Raw genomic sequence first — 18,248 nt, 5'->3', positions numbered from 1 at the left:
CTTAAAGTTATAACATCGGTGATACAAGCCTTGCTGTTTTTTCAAGCATTTGCTTATATATAGAACGGCTGCTCCAGGCTGCCGCATCAATTCTTTCTGCTTCTTTTAAATCTTCGTAAAAAACTTCAGTGAGCGTTTTGGCTATATCACTATCATAAACAATCGCATTAACTTCAAAGTTTAAATCGAAGCTCCTGAAATCCATATTGGCTGTGCCAACAATCGCAATCTTTTTGTCTGCAACTTACGTCTTGGCATGAACGAATCCTTTGGTATATTGATAAATTTCAACGCCTGCATTTAGCAGGTCATTATAATAAGACCGTGCAGCAAAGTTTACAAGGAAGGAATCCGATATTCCGGGCACTAACAGCTTTACCGAAACACCACCAAGAGAAGCAATAATAAGCGCATCGAGCAAACTTTCTCCGGGAATGAAATAAGGAGTTGTAATAAGAATTTCTTTTGTCGCCAGGTTTATAGCTTGTAAAGTTGAAAATAAAATAGTTGGTGTTTCAGAATCAGGACCACTGGCTGCTATCTGAACCACTTTATTATCACGCAGCACATTTTTATCTTCCTTCGGAAAAAACAATTGGTCAGGCTGTAATTTTTTATTGGCGCAAAAGTTCCAATCGCATAAAAAAAGATATTGCAGATATTGCACGCCCGGCCCATCAATACGCAAATGAGTATCCCGCCAGAAAAGTTTTGTATCACCAGGTTTATTGATATACCTGTCACTAACGTTAATGCCACCAACAAAACCAGTGTTTCCATCTACAATAATTATTTTTCGATGATTACGGTAGTTAAGGCGGTTAGCAAAGGCAATAAAATAAATTTTCAAAATAAAATAAATTTTCAAAAAAGGAAAGGCTTTTACACCATTGGCTCTAAGCCGGTGCACTAAATTTCTTCAAATTGAACGGCTTCCAAAATCATCGTAAATAAATCTGACTGTTACGCCCTCTTTTGCTTTTTGAATGATGAGTTTTTCAATTGCCCTTCCTGTTTCGCCGTCTTCATAAATGTAGTATTCAATATGAATATGATTTTTTGCTTTGCTTAATGCTTCCAGCACTTCAGGAAATTTATTTTCTCCGTTCACCAAAACTTTTACAGCATTATTTGCAGTTAAAGGACTGTTTGTATCCCTTACCAGCATATAGGCCAATTCTTTATTGCTTTGAACAGTAGCATCGCTTTCATTAAAGGTTTGCTTGGAATATTTATATAAATCTTCTTTTAATTTTTTTGCCAGGTCTTCATTTTCGTAAAGTTTTTTGCTGTACATTTTTTTGTTACGGTAATTAATCCCGAAAAGAAAATATCATACCTGCAAAAGGAACAAAAATTGTAAACAGCAGATAGTCCAGCGTTTTAATGGTGCTTCGGGTATCATAAATAATACGTAAACATACCAGGATAAGAATAACAATGTAAGCAATCTCATAAATAAGCAGCCAATTCATATTGAACTTTTTAGTGAGACACTGCTTTGTTTTTTACTACTGTTTAAACTACTTTAGTAATTGTAAGCCCTTGTACTATGATGGAAAAGATAATAATAAAATAGCAGCTTGAAAGAATTATTTCTTAGCAAGGAAAAGCAGGAATAATAAAGCCTTAACTATAGAAATACCGCCTCTGATATGAAATTGACGAAACCGTTAATGAGGATTAATATATCGTAACCTGTTGCCTATTAGCTTTGCCAGCCATTTAGAATGCTGTATGGTTATGTCAAATACATCACCATGAAATATCCATGCCTGTTTGCCATTATCAAGCTCCGGCAGTACTTTGTTGGTTATAATAAAAGCGCTTAATGAAAAGCCGCTAAATCTTCTTGGCATCCCATCATTATTGCAGGCGGATAGTAGATATGTACATCATCACTGATAAGTGTAAATGAATTGAATTAAACTAAAGAATTAAAATGGAAAGCTGGTTTTCAATATTAAATTTGTGTTATCATTTTAAATTATAAACCAATGGCCGGCAATAATCAAACGAAAGTAAATGTGCTCCATAGCAAAAAGGAGATGAGGAAAGCCATAACTGATAAATTACAAATTGCCCTTCCCAAAATGAAGGTTACCCTGGGTGATAAGAAATTTAGCCGCCGGTTGAAAAAAGCAGTGAAAGTATTGCTCCAAGGCATCCACAGCGATGCTGTACTGAAAAGGGCAAAGAAGAAAGCCGATGCTGGCAAAGCAGCAAGCACAAAAAATTTATCTGCTAAAAAAGCAAAAGTTACCAAAAGGTGAAGACAGCTAAAGTTACGATACCTGAAATGATTTAATAAATAAGGCTCTTAATTGCTTACTAAGCCGCTATTCATCACTGTTTTATGCAGCGAAAATTTAAAAACAAGTCGCCTTCTACAGTAAGGCAACCTGTTTATTAGTTTAATTACAATTAAAGTTATTGCCTTATCAGGTGAGGCAATTTTGGTTCATTACTCTTATGCCTCTACCAAATAAACATCGGGTTTATAAGTATCATCAAAACTAAAGGTGGTGTTTACAAGTTGAGTGTTGGGATACTTAGAATATGGTGCCTGTAAAAAGCTTCAATCTTAAACCATCCTTTAGAGACATATTAATTTTTTGTAGTATTATAAACCAATCGCAAGAAAATTTCTAGACTGCTTTTTAATAAGCATTCTCTTCATTTTTTATGTAAAGCAAACATCAGCAACGCCAAGACACCTGATGCTGTCTTTTTTAAGAAACCTGCAAATGATATTATTTAGCGTTTGTATCCACTAAATTTGCGCCATGAAAAGCAGTGCAGATACTACATCGTACAACCAAAATAGTAACATAATCCGGTTCACTCCGAGGCAACTGATAAAATACCACATGGAACATCCTGAGGTGCCCATTACAGACCAGGATATAGAAAATTTAATACTGGATATTCCATCAGTGAGTACTTTGGATGATAATGGCATTGAAAATAGTAACAACTTTAAATTATATACTATAAATGAAAATAATGCTACACTAATGCTCTAAGCTTATACTTTAAAGAAGTAATTCAAACCAGCTATTCCTATTATCTTAAAAAGATGTTTATAATACAGCGCTTTATAATTTTAATAATATATAAAAACAATTTAAGCTGATTGTTCTACCAAAATATCGTGCAGTTTGATGTGTTATCCTACTTTTAAATAATTGCCGGATACAAGCAATTGTCTCAATATTATAACTATAACTATTTTACATCCATAAAAGTGCAGGAAGAATCTTCAGGTATGATAGCAGAACGTTTAAAAGCTGATACCAAAACTCAAATTACTTTACAGGAAGATGTAAAGTTGTTCCTGCACTTTTATGTATAACAGGTAAATACTTTCTTCTGTATTGTTCTGTAAGTAACACATTTTTGCCTCCTGTTTCGCAATAATCAACTTCTCCTGCATGTGTTAAGTCCATTGAACCATATTTTTCTTTAAGCCGATTCTGATGCTGCAGTGAAATAGCAGTATCTGTTATTGAAGTATGTAATTTTATTTATGTTCTGACTACACAATCACTAAAACTATAATCGAAAGATCATATCCTACGCTTTATACATTCGTGTCAATGTTTCAAGAGATTGCTTGGCTTTCCGGTCAACTGTAACCACACCGTAAGGACCATAGGCGGCGTAAGTAATGAAATATTTTCTGTGAAAGTAATCGGCCCAACACCATAACACGCCACCTGCTATACCGGGAACACTTTTAATCCCCTCCCATATCCGCTCTATATATGCAGCCTGGAACTCCTCTGAATAGGAAATATCGCCATGAATGCCTTTTATTCCCTGCGTTCCAAATTCTGTAATAACAATGGGCTTGGTGAAGCTATTCCGATGTTCTTTAAGTTCTTTTACTAAAGGTTCATAGCCCAATCTTTCAATATCCGAAAAATGATTGCAGGTTGTATCGCCAAATACACCAGGGTATTTATTGATGCAAACAATATCGGCCTGATCAAAGGCAAGATGCGCTTTAGGACTTCCGTTGACAACAAATGTTACCAGGCGGGTAGGGTCAATCCCTTTTGCCTGAGTTAGCAGATCGCGCATTACCTTTATTCCCACCGCATTGTCTGTGGCAGATTCATTCGCCATGCTCCAGAAAACGATTGCAGGATGATTCTTGTCCCTCTTAATCATTTTTGTAAGAGCAGGTTTAGCAAATTGAAGAATGTCTGCACTTTGCGTCGCTTCACCAAACCAGTTTACTCCCCACCAGCACATCGTATTCTCTTCCATCACCATAAAGCCGTATTCATCATACAGTGATAATAAATTGGGCGACTGAGGATAATGCATCCGTATGAAGTTTATTCCAATACTTTTCATCAATGCCAGTTCTTCACGTAAAAGCTTTTCGGGTACCACCGGGCCGTATCTGTCATAATCGTCGTAGCGGTTTACCCCTTTTATATGAATCGGTTTACCGTTCAACATAATGGAAGTACCCTCAACACGCAATTCCCTGATGCCGAAGCGCTCGGTTAAGTCATCAATAATTTCGCCGTTCTTTCTCAGGGTTGCTGTTGCGGTATATAATGCCGGGCTATCAGGCGACCATACATCCGGATTATCCAAAGCCAGATCTATATTCACCGTAGTGTTTTTGTTTGGCTTTAGCCGGATATCCACTGTTTTACTGATAATAACTTCTTTTTTTGCTATAGCCAGATCCAGTTTCATTTCGGAAGCATCATTGCTTTCATTGGCTACGTTGACGATGCAACTGATCAGCGCTCCCGCGTTTTTAAGTGTAGTCCGTATAGCAAGATCTTCTATGTAAGTATATGCTGTATTTATCAGCTCTACTTTGCCTAATATGCCGCCGTACTGGATCCATTCAATTTGTTTAGCACCCGGCAACCATTCCGGTCTTGGCTTATTATCCACTCTCAATACTAACGTGTTCTCTACTCCCGGCTTCAGATGATGGGTGATATTAAAATCAAAAGGAAGGTAACCGCCAATATTCTCACCAATAAATGCTCCATTGAGCCATACTTTGCTGTAATACATCACCCTGTGGAAAAGGATACTATTTCTTTTATTGTTGATAAAATCATCCGGATGTATGGTGGTCATGTACCAGCCAATACCTTCATATTGCCACAGTGCGGTTTCATAACAATCCCAGGGAAAGGGAACCTGTACCTTGCCCCAGTCGCAGCCGTTGAAGTCTTTTTTAAACCAATGCTCCTTTTCACCAATATCCTTAATATCTGCCCCAAATTTCCAATTTTCAGACAGCACATTTCTCTTTCTGGAAGAGTTACTCGTTACATCTGTATTTTGTTTCGCGGAGCTTGCATCCGGTGTTGGTAAATGAGCGGGAATAATAGCTGCGCCAAGCAACGTTCCTAATTCGCACAAGGCTTCTCTTCTATCCATAATATTGATGGTGATTTATAATAGTTCAACGTACATAACAATACTAACTTATTCGCCTGCATGAAAACGCCGGCCACAAAATATGCTGGCTTTCAAAAAGTCTTATTGTTTGCTGAGCTTAATTAAAAATCCACCTCCCGGCGCCAGATGAATTTTCATTTCGTCATTCTTCTTCACCTGCACATCTTTCTGCAGCACATAATCTGCTGCATACCGGTCTGCATTGATGCCATCCTTACAAATTGTTGCTGTATAATTTCCTTCTCCCAAAAAATCAAATTTTACAATCACATCTCTTTCCGTCCAGTTACTCATTCCGCCAACAAACCAATCATTGCCTTTTTGTCTTGCTGAAACAATATACGCTCCAACCTTCGCATCTGTAATGACCGTTTCATCCCAACAGGTTGGAAGGTTTCCAAGCAGTTCCATAAATTCCGGTTCGCGCATTCCTTCAGATGGATTACCCGAAAATATCTGCATCGGGCTATCATACACGATAAACATGGCAAGTTGATGGCAACGTGTGCCGGGACTGGTTACAGTGCCAGAAATAGGTCTTACAACCTTTTTTGTAGCATTATTAAGTAATCCCGGCTCATAATCAAAGCCACCGGCGAGCATGCGGGTAAAAGGTAGTGTTACGTCATGCTCCGGCGTTATCCTGTTGCTCCACATATTAAATTCTGAACCCAGCACGCCTTCCCTTGCTACTGCATTGGGATAAGTGCGGTTGAATCCTTTAGGAGGAAAAGCACCATGATACATGATCATAATTTTATGCTCCGCGCAGGCTTTTGCTATCCGGTGATAAAAGTTTACCATTTTCTGATCATCGCGGTCCATAAAATCGGTCATAATAAAATTAACGCCCCACTTATTGAATTGATCCAGCGCGCTGTCCAACTGCCTGTCAAGTGTTTTTGACAGGGTCCACATGCTTATTTTAATACCTTTTTCTTTCGCGTAAGCAACAAGCGTATCCATGTTAATATCCGGATTTATCTTAAACAGGTCGTTATTGTCGCTCCAGCCGGCATCCATCATAATACGGTCAAAGCCGAACCGCTTTGCAAAATCAATATAATACTTGTAAGATGCTGTATTAAGACCAGCCCTGAAAGGCACGTTGAAAAGATTAATATCAATAATCCATTCATCCGTAAGATTACCTGGCTGCACCCAAGAAGCATCACCAATTCTCGATGGTGCACCTAATTTATACACCAGGTCATTATTAGGTAAATCCTTATCTTCTTTAGCAATCAACAACGCTCTCCACGGAAAGCTTCTTGTACCGGAAGTTCTTGCAATATAAGGAGCCCGTTTAGTAACAACCATCTGTGAATAAAGCGCATCTGTAGATTTTTCTTCAAGTGGATACCCTGCAAATACGCCCTTTAAAGTAGAAGAGCCGGTGCCGCCGATAAACATGCCGGGGTAATCTTCCAAATCAGACTCTGTGATGGCAATCTTAGGGTTCGATTCGGGAGCAACAAGTATAGGTGAATAACCGATAACGCCATCGGCAATGGTATCTATTCTTCTCAGTGGATACTCCTCTTCAAAACTGGTATGAAAGATATCAGCATCTTCCCGCTTCTTTACCTGTGGAAAATAAGCAGATGGAGTGCCGGGAAAAGCAAACGCTGCCACCTCATTATTTACATAAATGGAATCTTTAAACATAGTTGAAATACGATAAGCAACTCCATCATCATACACCCTGAAATCAACCTTATAGGGTTGTTTGAATGTAATAGATAAAATAGTATATACATCTGGTATCACCCTTCTTCTCTCAGGAACCGGAGAGATAATTTGTTCCCTGACTTTTTTTATAGAAGACGATTTAATAGTATTGTTGTAAGAAAGAGACCTGTTTTTGTCTAATAAAAAATCTATTGATGAAGGTGCGAGAATGGTTTTATTATCATATAGAATCTGATATTGCAACTGCTTACCCATCCAAACCTTCACTGCAATATTGCCCGAAGGAGAAACTACCTGTAAAGTATCTTTACTCCAGGCATTGCAATAAATAAGGATAAAAAATAATGGTAGTAAATAACTTCTCTTTTTATATTGTTTCTTATGTTTCATAATATTTAGATGGTGATTTCTGATAGTTTTTGTTTTTTATAGAAAGTACGCTGTTACATAAGTTTATTTCATTCATCAACGGGTGTAAACAGTCATACAGGAAGTTATTGTTTGTCACTTTTTCTCTTGAAAGAAAAAAAGAAGACAACCACTTGCTGTAAGAAATTATTCTAACAATACTTACAAGCATTACAGCATTGCGAATTGATCTAATCTTTTAAGCTTATCTATATTATCACAATACTAAATAGCTTCTCAAATCTATCTTTAATTTAAGGCTCCCCACAGCATTTTTAAAATCATTCTTTTGCTCCAAAGAATACCATTTTGGCGCCACTTTTATCAAACGTCATCTGTAAAACAGCTCTTCCTTTTGCATCAAATGAAACCTGGACGCCTTCATTTTTCCAGCTATCTTTTGCTACTTTATTCTGTGAAATATACGTGTAGGTTCCGGGAACATTAGCAAATGCTACTATTACACCTTTGCCTGTTTGCTCATTGATCTTTTCATATATCTCCGGGCTCGATCCTGTTTCCCCCTGTTTCACAAGGCTACTTTCAGTAATATCATTTTTTACTTGTTTGTATATGCCTAACACTTCATTAAAATAAGCTATGCCTTCAGGAGATACTTTCATAAGTTCACCCCATAAGCCATTAGCGCCTAATATCAAAGAAGCGATATTGATCGTTTGCGAGTTTTTTGGCTCATCCGACATATATGGGGCAAATAGCAAAATGGAAGGAATCCATTGGTCGTAGTTTAAAACAGACCGGGCAAACCAGCCGCGTGCGGGACCAGGATTGACAAATATATTAGTGTTGCCATTTTTTAAAGGACTTTTACCTTCAGGAGCGAGGTCATAGTTAGCATAGTAAGGACCATTATTGATGAAAAAAAACTTTCCTGACGATAAGAACTGTAAACCCACACAGCGGTCTCGTTCCGTTACGTCAAAATCAAAAATAGTATTGGGATATGCTTTGCACACTTTATCTATTACTTTCGACATGTAAATGGGCAACTGAAAAGCATAACTTTCAGCCCTTTCCTCTTCGCTGTTTCCGGAGGTACCATGAAAATGATTTGGGTCGTCACATCCATAAGAACCCACACCATCCCAATAAATATAAGTGACTCCTAATTTTTTTATTATATCCATCAAGTTATCGGCATATGACTCCCAATAAGAACTTACCAAACATAGGTTAACGCTTTCTTTGGTTTCCCATATTAGTCTCGGTTTGCTCTTTTCACCCTTCCAACTCATCACGGAGGAAAGATTATCTGCAAGTAGTTTACTGTCAACAGCCGCAACGGTAGGGTTAAACCATAAGCCCAGTTTCATACCATATCCATCTAATTTTGCTTTTACCTGTTTCAGGCTGTCCGGAAAAAAAGAAGTATTTACCTGCCAATCACCTGTTTTTGAAAACCATCCTGCATCTATCTCAAAAATATCTACACCCATCTGGTGAGCAATATCTATTTCTTTAAGTGTAGTAGCCAGGTTCATGCTGCTTAAATAACTCCCGCTTACATTTTTGTCGCGCTCCTGTCTTCCCCATGAATTATAAAAAATATAAGGTTTGCGGCTTTCCATGTTTTCAGTAATATAATGAAGCATAAAGTCCCTGTAATACTTTTGAAGGGCGGACTGGTTGCCTTTTGCACCGCCGATTTCAAACCAGAGTGTTTCATAGGAATGTTCATCGTTTAATGGTTGATTATTCAGGTAGTTTGATTTAACTGCCTGAAGTGATACATCGCGTAAGGGATGAAACTGAAATTCCAGAAAACGATTTGGCAATTGCGAGCCATGCTCATAAGCAAGTAAGAATTGTTCTTCCGCATCGGAAAAAACAATCATAGGTCCCATAGCTGAGAAATCATCTTCAAAATGCCGGTTATTTACAGATGCTTCCTCAAGCGTATAAGCGTGGTATTTGTCGTTAAATTCTGAAAGCCGGATTTCTTTGATATTGGTGAAGCTCTTTAAAGAAGTAGCACAATAGGTAAAATTATCTTTCCCCTCTGACTTCGTAAGATTGTGATTTCCCGTAGTATGTAAGCTGTATTGAAACCTGATGATGGGATTATCGGGAGCTACACGAAAAAGGATGCTTAATTGAATGGTTGGATCAGCAAGAATAGGCCCCTCAAACGTATATTGAATAACGCCATTACGAAGTTGAAGCGTTGGTTTTTTATTGAATGTAGAAACCATTGCTGTTATGTTTTTACCATCCACTTCAAAAACCGGCGCATGGATACGTAGTGTGTCTTGCCCTTGCTTGAGATGAAAAGTCCATAAAATATCATTAGCATTACTTAAAGCTATCTCGCATAAATCATTTCCTATCCGGTCTAATTGTCCAGCATATTCTTGTGAACTGGTAATTTGTTTTGGAACCTGTGCCATTAAAGTCATGGAGATCCCTGATACAAGTATTAATATAAGAAAAAGGAATGCTGTTTTGTATGCCTTCATAGTACGTATGTATGTTGGTAATAGCCTGGCGTGTACTCAATTACCTGCTCTGTGTAATAGCTACGATGACCTGTTATCTACAAGTGGTGATTTAATTCATGAATTATTCAAGCAATCATCTTGTTCATTAATATACACTCCTTTAATGGTCCTGATTGGCTAAAACAGTATAATAAACCGCTCCATATCAATAACCCGGATTTTGCACCAGTTGTGGTGCCCTGTTTATTTCATCAATCGGGATGGGTACCCAATATATTTTTTTGTCGGTGGTGCCACGCTGCTGCACAATTATCTGGCGCCAGGTAGTAGTGGTCGTATTGTTATCTAAATTGGTGGTTTGTACAATATCCACACCGGTAGCATCTACCAATGCCTCATCTAATATTTTCCAGCGCCGGATGTCGTAAAAACGGATGTCTTCATAAATAAATTCTATCCTTCTTTCGTAGCGCAATGCAGCGGTAATATCTCCGGTAAAGTTGGGCAAGCCAGCACGGTTTCTGATCATGTTGATATACGTAGCCGCTTCATCTAATTGCCCCAATCCAATGCATGCTTCCGCATAGTTCAACAACACTTCTGCATAGCGGAACTCAAACCAGGCATTCTCATTATTGTTTGTTTCTGTACCATATACTGCATCATCCAGGTACTTCTTAAAGGTATAGCCGGTATAAGTGCCATCATCACCGTCAACCGGTCCCTGGCGGGTATCAATGCCAGGTATTTTACTTACTTCTGCACCGCCCTTTATGGTAACACGTGTGCGTCTGTCGTAAATACCCAGCGGATCTCTAGGTGCAAGATCGGCATAACGTTTTTGCCATATAGCGCTATCGTACAATATCTCTGCATAAAAGCGGGGCTCGCGGTTATAGTACATATTTTCCGAATGGTACTTCGTAGAAATGTTGCGATAATAGCCATTGTTATCTACGGTGTAATGATCTGTAAAGGGCGAGCCATCTGCCATTTGAAATGCATCTGCGAGGTTGCCGGTGGGTGCATTACAACCATACATTACAAAACCATTAGTGCCATTAATCAGATTAATCTGGTTTCGGCTGCCTACGTTCTTCAAAAACATTTTGCCCCATATCACTTCGGGGTTAGATAAGTCTTTTGCTTTGAAAAAATTGAAATAATTAGTAGCTACGGCTGCCTGGTCGGGAGCACCAAAATCGGCAAGCTGGTAAGTGCCTAAATCCATCACTGCTTTTGCAGCATTTTTTGCGGCTGTCCACAGTGCTGTTCTGTCAGGATTTTGATAGCCTACATACTCATTCTCGGCGGTGCCGTCAGCAGTTAAATCGCTGGCTGCAAACAATAACATTCTCGACTTCAATGCCAGCGCAGCACCTTTAGTGGCTCGTCCCATTTCCATATCCGCTTTATCACCAAGCAGGGCCGCGGCAGAATCGCATTGCGAAACGATAAAATCAACCGTCTCCTGGAATGTAGAACGTTCAACAGAAAGATAATCATCACCAATCTGGAAAGGTTGTGTTGCGAGAATAACGCCGCCATAGTTGCGCGCTAATTGATGATAGCAGAAAGCGCGCAAAAACATAGCCTCGCCTTTCATCCTGTCTGCCTGTGCCTGTATAGTACCTTGCTGCGCTTCGGGGTAGGAAGCAGGCACCCTTTCAATATTAGCCAGAAAAGTATTCAGCTTTTGAATAGTGTTGTACATGTTGGTCCATTCGGTATAGCCAAAAGCCCAGATACCAAATGGCGTCGGATCGCTGGAAGTAATATTTCCCTGCAGGTAATTGGCGGTACCAAAGTTGTGTGTATCGTGCGACTCATCAGTGATAGATGCAGTGGAAAGATAACCAAAGCCACCGGTAATAGTAGTATTATAATTATCCAGCAGGTAACGGTCTGCGAGGTTAATATCACTCCAGATGAGAGCATCAGAATATTTATCCTGTGGGGTTTTGTCGAGTATTTTATTACATGCCGGTAAAATAAGCACCAGCAAGAACAGCAGCAGGAGGTAAGATTTATTGAGTTGCATAAGATGTTCTGTTTTGAAATAAACAAATAACTAACAATTTACAGCGATATTCTTGCACCAATGGTAAACACCTTCATAATAGGATAATTTGTTACACCGGCAGTTGCAGGATCGGGCAAGCCGCTAGCCGCCGTTCCGGTAACTGTTCTGATGCCGCCTACTTCCGGGTCAATAATTTTATTACCTGAATAGATGAGAAATAAATTCTGTCCTGACAGGTACACTTGTGCATCTTTAAGACGTATTTTACTAATGAGGTTTCGTGGAAAGGTATAAGCAAGCTGTAAATTCTTAAGGCGTGCATATGCTTCATTCTGGAAGGAATAATCTGTCAGATAATTATTTCTCCAGTAAGCATCAATTCTATCAAAGGCACGTGGCTTGCTCGCATCAATGTTATCCGGTGTCCATCTGCCTTCGGCATCGTAAGCAAAATAGTTTCCGGCAAAGCCCTGTAATTCCTGGTATACTCTTCTCATGGCATTGCCTGCGCCTTGCACGAGCCCGGTTAACGACCAGTTTTTGTATTGCAGATTAAAGTTGATACCATATGTAACTTCAGGATTAACGGTCTTGGGAAATAAGATACGGTCATTGGCAGTTATTTCCCCATCCTTATCATAATCTTCTATGATAATATCGCCCGGTATTGCACCCGGCACATGTGGTGTTTTGTTGATTTGGTCTTCATCTCTGAAAATACCAATGGCGTTATATAACAATTCGGTGCCTTGCGGATGACCTGTTAAATGTTGCCAGGGAACCTGACTTGCAGGCTCATCAAACTCAACTACCTTGTTGCGGGCAAAAGCAAGATTGCCGTTGATAGAGTAGGAGAAATCGCCACTTTTGTCGTTATAGCCGAGTACCACTTCAAAGCCCCTGTTTTCTACAATACCATAGTTTTCATCAGGCAGTTGGATGCCGGTATAATTGGGCACCGAAGCATTGCGGTGAACAAGAATATTATTACGGCGCTGATAGAAGAAATCGGCATTAAAGGTGATTTTATTTTTGAATAAAAACGATTCAAAGCCAGCATTATAAACATTGGCTACTTCCCAGGTAATACCGGGGTTGGGCGCACCGCTGAGGCTAAGACCCGTGGCGTACGTTCTGTCTGTTCCAACCACATAGCCGGTGCTATATCCATAAGATGGTAAATATTGGAATGGGGCTACCAAATCATTACCCAACTGCCCCCATGAAGCTTTTAGCTTAAGAAAGTTAATAAAGGGTACGCCCTCTTTCCAGAATTCTTCGTTTGAAATATTCCAGCCTGCCAGTACGCTTGGAAAATTACCCCAACGTCCGCTTTCCTTTGAAAATCTTATGGATCCGTCTCTGCGGAAGGAAAACTGCAGCAGGTACGTTTCTTTATAATTGTAAGAAATTCTTCCAAAATAATTAACTCGGGAATCTATGCTTACAAATTCCGAATTGTTTTTCTCTGCGTCGCCACCGGCAAAGAGATAAGGCAGTTGGTCGCTGATGAAATAGCGGCGAAATGCACCAATACCTTTACCGCTATACTCCGAGGTTTCTACGGCGGCAAATGCGCTTACATAATGATTGCCCAATTGCTTTGTATAATCTACCTTAAAGTTGAATGTTTTTGTTTTAGAGTCATCGTAATAATCGTTGAGGTTAGGCTCTGAAGTGCCTTTTAATGAACCTACCAAGAAAGCCGAGCCATCTTCTACACCGGTGTTGCCGGCGGCGAGATAGGCAGGCTCATCCAATTGATATAAAGTCCAGGGTTTTTGAAATACTTTACGCTGGCCAATGTTAATATCATACGCATAATAGCTGGATAATATCAACCCATCTACCCAGGGAACTTTGAGCGAAGCACTAAAAGTATTGTTGGCTATATAGCGGCTTTCCTGGTCAAAACCTGTCTGGTCGGAAGCGGTTACCACAGGGTTTTGCCCGTAGGCAATGTCTGGTCCCGGAAGTCCGTTGGGATACACGGCAGGCGAAGTAGGCAAGCTTTTTACCGCGCCATCAAAGTTAAAGCCTGCACTTACCGAAGGGTAATCCCTGTTTTCCTGTGTGCCCAGTACATTCAAACCTACTGTAAGGTATTCATTCACCTTTGCATTAAAAGTTGCTTTGATATTGTAGCGGTTGAAGTTGGTGGCAGAATTTTTAAAGATACCATCGTCGTGCTGCGTACCAAACGACACAAAATAATCTACGACCTTGCTGCCGCCGATGATAGATGCATTATGGTTGTAGGTTTGGCTCCAGTTTGCCAAAGCCGCATCAAACCAGTTGGTGTTGGGGTGTGTCCAGGGATATTTTCCCGAGCGGTATTTATCAATATCATCCTGCGAAAATTTCATTTGCGATTCATCTACCCCCGCATACGTTTGTACTTCGCGTATCATCTCGGCATAGGTAGCAGCATCTGCCATTTTGGGTAGCTCGGTTGGCTGCAGAAAGCCCTGGTAAAAACTGTAGTTCACTGCCAGCGGAGCACCTTCCCTGCCTTTTTTGGTAGTAATGAGAATAACACCATTTGCGGATCTTGCACCATAAATAGCTGCAGAGGCATCTTTCAATACAGAGATACTTTCAATATCATTGGGATTAATGGAGTTCATATCTCTTCCGGGAATGCCATCTACTACAACCAATGGAGTATTATTACCAAGCGTAGATAAGCCACGTATGGTAATAGTAGCCTGGTCTTTGCCTGGCTCACCATTGGACTGTTGTATTATGGCGCCGGGTAGCCTGCCTGCTAAGGCATTGGATACATTAGATACCGGTGCAGCCGTAATGTCTTTACTATTTACCGTTACTACGGAGCCAATCACGTTTACTTTTCGCTGGGTGCCATAACCTACTACTACTACATCGTTGAGCGTAGTGGCATTATTGTCGGTTTCCAGCTTTACATTAATAACCGATTGACCATTCACTGGTATTTCCTGCGTGGTAGTGCCTATGTAAGAAAATACCAGAAAGGAGGTATCGGTAGCATTAATGGCATACCTGCCTGCGTCGTCGGTTGCTACGCCTGTAGTGCTTCCTTTGAGCAGTACACTTACGCCCGATAGCGGGTCGCCTTTACTGTTGGTCACCACACCTCTTACCGTTCTGGCTGATGCTTTTATTCCTTGCGCAAGCACCTTGTTTTGGATACAGAACGAAAGTAAGAGCAACAGAAAAAGACTGGATAATAGCTTTGTAAAGCAGCAATCTCTTTTCATATACAAATTGATTATAAGCGTGTAGTAATAGTTTGCAGAAGATAAAAGTAGCATACTCTGCAGGCAGAAAAATTTACTTATTTTGCTATTACGTATGCTTTTTAAACATCCGAATTTGGGCTTGCAAGAGATGGCTGTGGTGGAGAAAGGAGAAATTTAATTGAGGTGAATCTTTATCTTTTACAAATTCAGCGGGTTCACCATTATTATTCAATTTACAGCCTCAAAGTTCAAAGACTTTTCTAACGAATACATATTACAGGGTAAAGCCGGAAGCACACTTTACCAGGATGATCATCCGGATAGCAGATGGTGCTTATTAAAGGGAGCAATAAAAAACGGGGCAAAATCAAACTACCTTTGATTTTGCCCCGTGAGGTAAGCATTATTTTGCGGGAAGCAATGTATATTCAAATTCAGAAAGCTCCCGGAAAAGTTACAAAAGAATTACGTTGGAATAGAAGTGAAACATAAAGTTCTCAATTCAATTTATCATATAATCATGTTTATATCGATACTTTAGTTCACTTCTTTGTTGCCTGATGCTTGGCTTGCACTTGCAATTTATCTTGCTATAATAAACCTCATCGAGGCTGGTTGTTGTTCGTTGAGGATTTGCAACACATAAGCACCTGCTGTAAGACTGTTTACATTAAGTGTTTCAACCAATACGGATGTGTTTTTATATACAGTTTTGGTTTGTACAAAACGGCCCTGCTGATCATAGATATTTAATACTGTTTTACCGGCTATTTTATCGTTCAATGTCACATGCAGCACCTCCGCAGTCGGGTTAGGGTATAAGCGTAGTTGCTGGCTTTGCAAACCAGTACTATTATTACTTAATGCTGCCCCGCCCGAAGTAATAAAAGACATTTTACTTTTAGTACTATCAATGCCACAAGTAAAGCACCCATAATGCCTGTTTGTATCGCCACTGTTTAAGGCCGCTGCTTTAGCGGTAGTGGTTGAAGCCAGTTTATTCTGAGTAGCATTGGAGCCACAGGTAATACGTCCTAAATACTGCTTTGTATCACTAAGAATATCTATATAACTCAGGTAAACTTTTTTCCAATCTTCATTTGCAGGTGTGCTTTTATAAAGTGTATTTTGAACATCTGTAAACGTACTGCTTAGTACAAAGCCACCCTTAGCTAAGGAAGCAGGTTTTATCCCACTTATAAACGTACAGCTATCTAAAGCATATCCGCCTGAAACTGCAAGAGAATCAAAATTGGTAAATGTACAGTTCCTTATATTTTTTAATACTCCCTGGTATTTCGATGATGTTCTCCCCGAAAAGGTACTATTAATACATACAGTCGGCCTTCCTTCTATAAATGTTGTTAGTGTTGAAGCAAAACTTTTAAACTCAGATACGAATTGGCAACTGTCTATAATTCCAAGTTTTAAGCTGGATGCCTGGTTGAAATTTACCCTTGCATTTGTAAACTGGCAACTTTTTATAGATACAATACCTGTTCTGTTGGAAAGGTGTACGCTTGGGTGGTATTGATAACCCGTATCAGCGCCAACCGTACAGTTATAAAAGAAATTTTTGTAGCAATCCTCTATATGAATAGCATTTTGAACCTGATTGTAAAACTTGCAATTGACGTGTACCGATACCGTTTCATTGTCCATTGTAGCATTCTCCGGATAAGAAACGTGCGTGCCAATAGAACCACCGTCGCAAGTCAGATTGAGGAAGTAACATGTTTTTAAACCTGCCCTCGTAAACTTAAAATAAGTACCCTGCTCCTGTACCTGATTATATTGAAGCGGTGCTCCGCCACTTGCCTTGCTATCTGCAATAACACCCAGCTTGCACGCCTCAATGCTAATTCCATCAACAACCGTATTGATAACCGTAACATCTTTAAACAGCGCAAATTCTGCAAAGGATACGCCTACAAACCTTCCATGATCTTCTGCCCAGGCATTATTTCCAGTGGGTGAGCCCGGCCAGGATTGTTTGTTTTTATTACCATTTAATGTGCCTCCAAGCCAGATAACCGTGTTATGATAGCTGCCCGATAGATATTCAAGCGACAAAAAACTGTACCGGGAAAATGCCGCCATTTTAATGGTAGCGCCATAGGCATATACAGTAAGATCGTGGGTTAAAACAACTTTCAATGTTTTACTTACAATAAAGGTCTTTCCGGAAGGAAATATCACACCATATTGTGCAGCTTTAAAAGCATTCGCAATGGCATTATCATCCAATGTTTTCCCATCGCCTTTGGCACCATAGTCCATTACGTTTACAAACTTAGATTTATCTATTGCATTTAATTTATCATTATTTACTAAAGGGTACGGACTAGCGCTTGTGGTATATAAATAGTCGTTTAAAGGAAAAGTGGTAACATCTGTAATTTGTGCTTTTGAGTGTGCAGATAGTATTAAAAAAAATAGTGTTGCAAAAACACTTAATCCTGCTGATAGCCGGTTTCTTTTGTTTACAACTGCACGATTAAAACATGGAGCCTCTTTGGATGTGTAAAATTGCGGATAAGGAGATCTGATACTGCTCTTAAAAAGCAAGAGTAAATAGCATTTCATTATGTAGGAGATTTTGATATTGGATGCAGCAAAAGTACTTGCAGGAGCGACAGCGAAAATGAAATGCAGATTAAATAAAGGAGATATAGATTAAAATAAGATATAGGTTATTAAAGTAGCCTTATAAATGAAATCTTATTTTAAGAACCTGAAGCGGTTATTATACTGCATTCTTCCAATTTCAGGAGTCTAATATTAATTGAGGTAACTTTAGAGCTAATAAGTTATTGAATGGATACAAGAACGCATAAGATTGCTTTATTGATAGATGGCGATAATGCTTCGGCTAAGTTACTTTCGCTGGTACTGGCAGAAGCTTCCAAATATGGCAAGGTAACCATACGAAGAGTGTATGGCGACTGGACCACTCCACGCATGAACAACTGGAAAAGCAGCCTGAATGAACTGGCTATC

The 18,248-nt window shown here is 39.5% G+C and carries 12 protein-coding genes and 1 pseudogene; 3 read left to right on the top strand and 10 right to left on the bottom strand.

Features of this window, described 5'->3' with window-relative positions; translation table 11 throughout:
- Nucleotides 1-7: 7 nt before the first annotated feature.
- The 4 genes and pseudogenes from cls to FC093_RS05080 all read right to left on the bottom strand — a co-directional run bounded on the left by cls (nt 8) and on the right by FC093_RS05080 (nt 1,859).
- Nucleotides 8-850: pseudogene (gene cls, locus FC093_RS24005) on the bottom strand (cardiolipin synthase).
- A 69-nt stretch (nt 851-919) separates the two neighbouring features.
- A complete protein-coding gene (locus tag FC093_RS24000) occupies nt 920-1,297 on the bottom strand; it encodes a phospholipase D-like domain-containing protein (RefSeq protein WP_206106514.1) in 378 nt (125 codons plus the stop codon).
- A 16-nt stretch (nt 1,298-1,313) separates the two neighbouring features.
- A complete protein-coding gene (locus tag FC093_RS23995) occupies nt 1,314-1,475 on the bottom strand; it encodes a hypothetical protein (protein ID WP_206106513.1) in 162 nt (53 codons plus the stop codon).
- A gap of 198 nt (nt 1,476-1,673) precedes the next feature.
- Entirely contained in the window at nt 1,674-1,859 is a 186-nt protein-coding gene (locus tag FC093_RS05080; protein ID WP_137260678.1) for a hypothetical protein, read from the bottom strand.
- A gap of 138 nt (nt 1,860-1,997) precedes the next feature.
- On the opposite strand from FC093_RS05080, the gene FC093_RS05075 reads away from it, so the two are divergent.
- Nucleotides 1,998-2,273: a hypothetical protein gene (locus FC093_RS05075; protein ID WP_137260677.1), complete on the top strand. Its 276-nt coding sequence runs from the start codon at nt 1,998-2,000 to the stop codon at nt 2,271-2,273.
- Between the two features lie 597 nt (nt 2,274-2,870).
- A complete protein-coding gene (locus FC093_RS23685; protein ID WP_170970999.1) occupies nt 2,871-3,026 on the top strand; it encodes a hypothetical protein in 156 nt (51 codons plus the stop codon).
- A 550-nt stretch (nt 3,027-3,576) separates the two neighbouring features.
- Here FC093_RS23685 and FC093_RS05070 read toward each other — a convergent pair.
- The 6 genes from FC093_RS05070 to FC093_RS05045 form a co-directional block, all read right to left on the bottom strand.
- Nucleotides 3,577-5,424, bottom strand: a complete 1,848-nt coding sequence (locus FC093_RS05070) for a glycoside hydrolase family 2 protein (RefSeq protein WP_137260676.1) — start codon at nt 5,422-5,424, stop codon at nt 3,577-3,579.
- A 102-nt stretch (nt 5,425-5,526) separates the two neighbouring features.
- Nucleotides 5,527-7,527, bottom strand: coding sequence for a glycoside hydrolase family 97 protein (locus tag FC093_RS05065; RefSeq protein WP_137260675.1), 2,001 nt, complete (start codon nt 7,525-7,527; stop codon nt 5,527-5,529).
- Nucleotides 7,528-7,826: 299 nt separating this feature from the next.
- A complete protein-coding gene (locus FC093_RS05060) occupies nt 7,827-9,962 on the bottom strand; it encodes an alpha-galactosidase (RefSeq protein ID WP_170970998.1) in 2,136 nt (711 codons plus the stop codon).
- Nucleotides 9,963-10,209: 247 nt separating this feature from the next.
- Nucleotides 10,210-12,045 carry a RagB/SusD family nutrient uptake outer membrane protein gene (locus FC093_RS05055; RefSeq protein WP_137260673.1) on the bottom strand — a complete coding sequence of 612 codons (1,836 nt, stop codon included), beginning with the start codon at nt 12,043-12,045 and terminating at the stop codon, nt 10,210-10,212.
- A 38-nt stretch (nt 12,046-12,083) separates the two neighbouring features.
- Nucleotides 12,084-15,266, bottom strand: coding sequence for a SusC/RagA family TonB-linked outer membrane protein (locus FC093_RS05050; RefSeq protein ID WP_137260672.1), 3,183 nt, complete (start codon nt 15,264-15,266; stop codon nt 12,084-12,086).
- Nucleotides 15,267-15,830: 564 nt separating this feature from the next.
- Nucleotides 15,831-17,834 (bottom strand): T9SS type A sorting domain-containing protein, encoded by a 2,004-nt coding sequence (locus FC093_RS05045; protein WP_137260671.1) that lies wholly within the window; start codon nt 17,832-17,834, stop codon nt 15,831-15,833.
- Nucleotides 17,835-18,065: 231 nt separating this feature from the next.
- Between FC093_RS05045 and FC093_RS05040 the strand changes: the two genes are divergently transcribed.
- Nucleotides 18,066-18,248 (top strand): NYN domain-containing protein (locus FC093_RS05040; protein WP_137260670.1); only part of this gene is annotated, 183 nt, incomplete at its 3' end.

This window comes from Ilyomonas limi (assembly GCF_005233845.1).
GTDB lineage: Bacteria > Bacteroidota > Bacteroidia > Chitinophagales > Chitinophagaceae > Ilyomonas > Ilyomonas limi.
The sequence above is the reverse complement of the archived record's forward strand: the minus strand, read 5'-3'. Positions and strand labels throughout refer to the sequence as shown.

Coding starts and splice junctions, on each gene's coding strand:
- FC093_RS23995 (WP_206106513.1), bottom strand. CDS start 1,475: ATGAATTGGCTGCTTATTTATGAGATTGCTTACATTGTTATTCTTATC.
- FC093_RS24000 (WP_206106514.1), bottom strand. CDS start 1,297: ATGTACAGCAAAAAACTTTACGAAAATGAAGACCTGGCAAAAAAATTA.
- FC093_RS05045 (WP_137260671.1), bottom strand. CDS start 17,834: ATGAAATGCTATTTACTCTTGCTTTTTAAGAGCAGTATCAGATCTCCT.
- FC093_RS05075 (WP_137260677.1), top strand. CDS start 1,998: ATGGCCGGCAATAATCAAACGAAAGTAAATGTGCTCCATAGCAAAAAG.
- FC093_RS05060 (WP_170970998.1), bottom strand. CDS start 9,962: ATGACTTTAATGGCACAGGTTCCAAAACAAATTACCAGTTCACAAGAA.
- FC093_RS05080 (WP_137260678.1), bottom strand. CDS start 1,859: ATGCCAAGAAGATTTAGCGGCTTTTCATTAAGCGCTTTTATTATAACC.
- FC093_RS23685 (WP_170970999.1), top strand. CDS start 2,871: ATGGAACATCCTGAGGTGCCCATTACAGACCAGGATATAGAAAATTTA.
- FC093_RS05065 (WP_137260675.1), bottom strand. CDS start 7,527: ATGAAACATAAGAAACAATATAAAAAGAGAAGTTATTTACTACCATTA.
- FC093_RS05055 (WP_137260673.1), bottom strand. CDS start 12,045: ATGCAACTCAATAAATCTTACCTCCTGCTGCTGTTCTTGCTGGTGCTT.
- FC093_RS05070 (WP_137260676.1), bottom strand. CDS start 5,424: ATGGATAGAAGAGAAGCCTTGTGCGAATTAGGAACGTTGCTTGGCGCA.
- FC093_RS05050 (WP_137260672.1), bottom strand. CDS start 15,266: ATGAAAAGAGATTGCTGCTTTACAAAGCTATTATCCAGTCTTTTTCTG.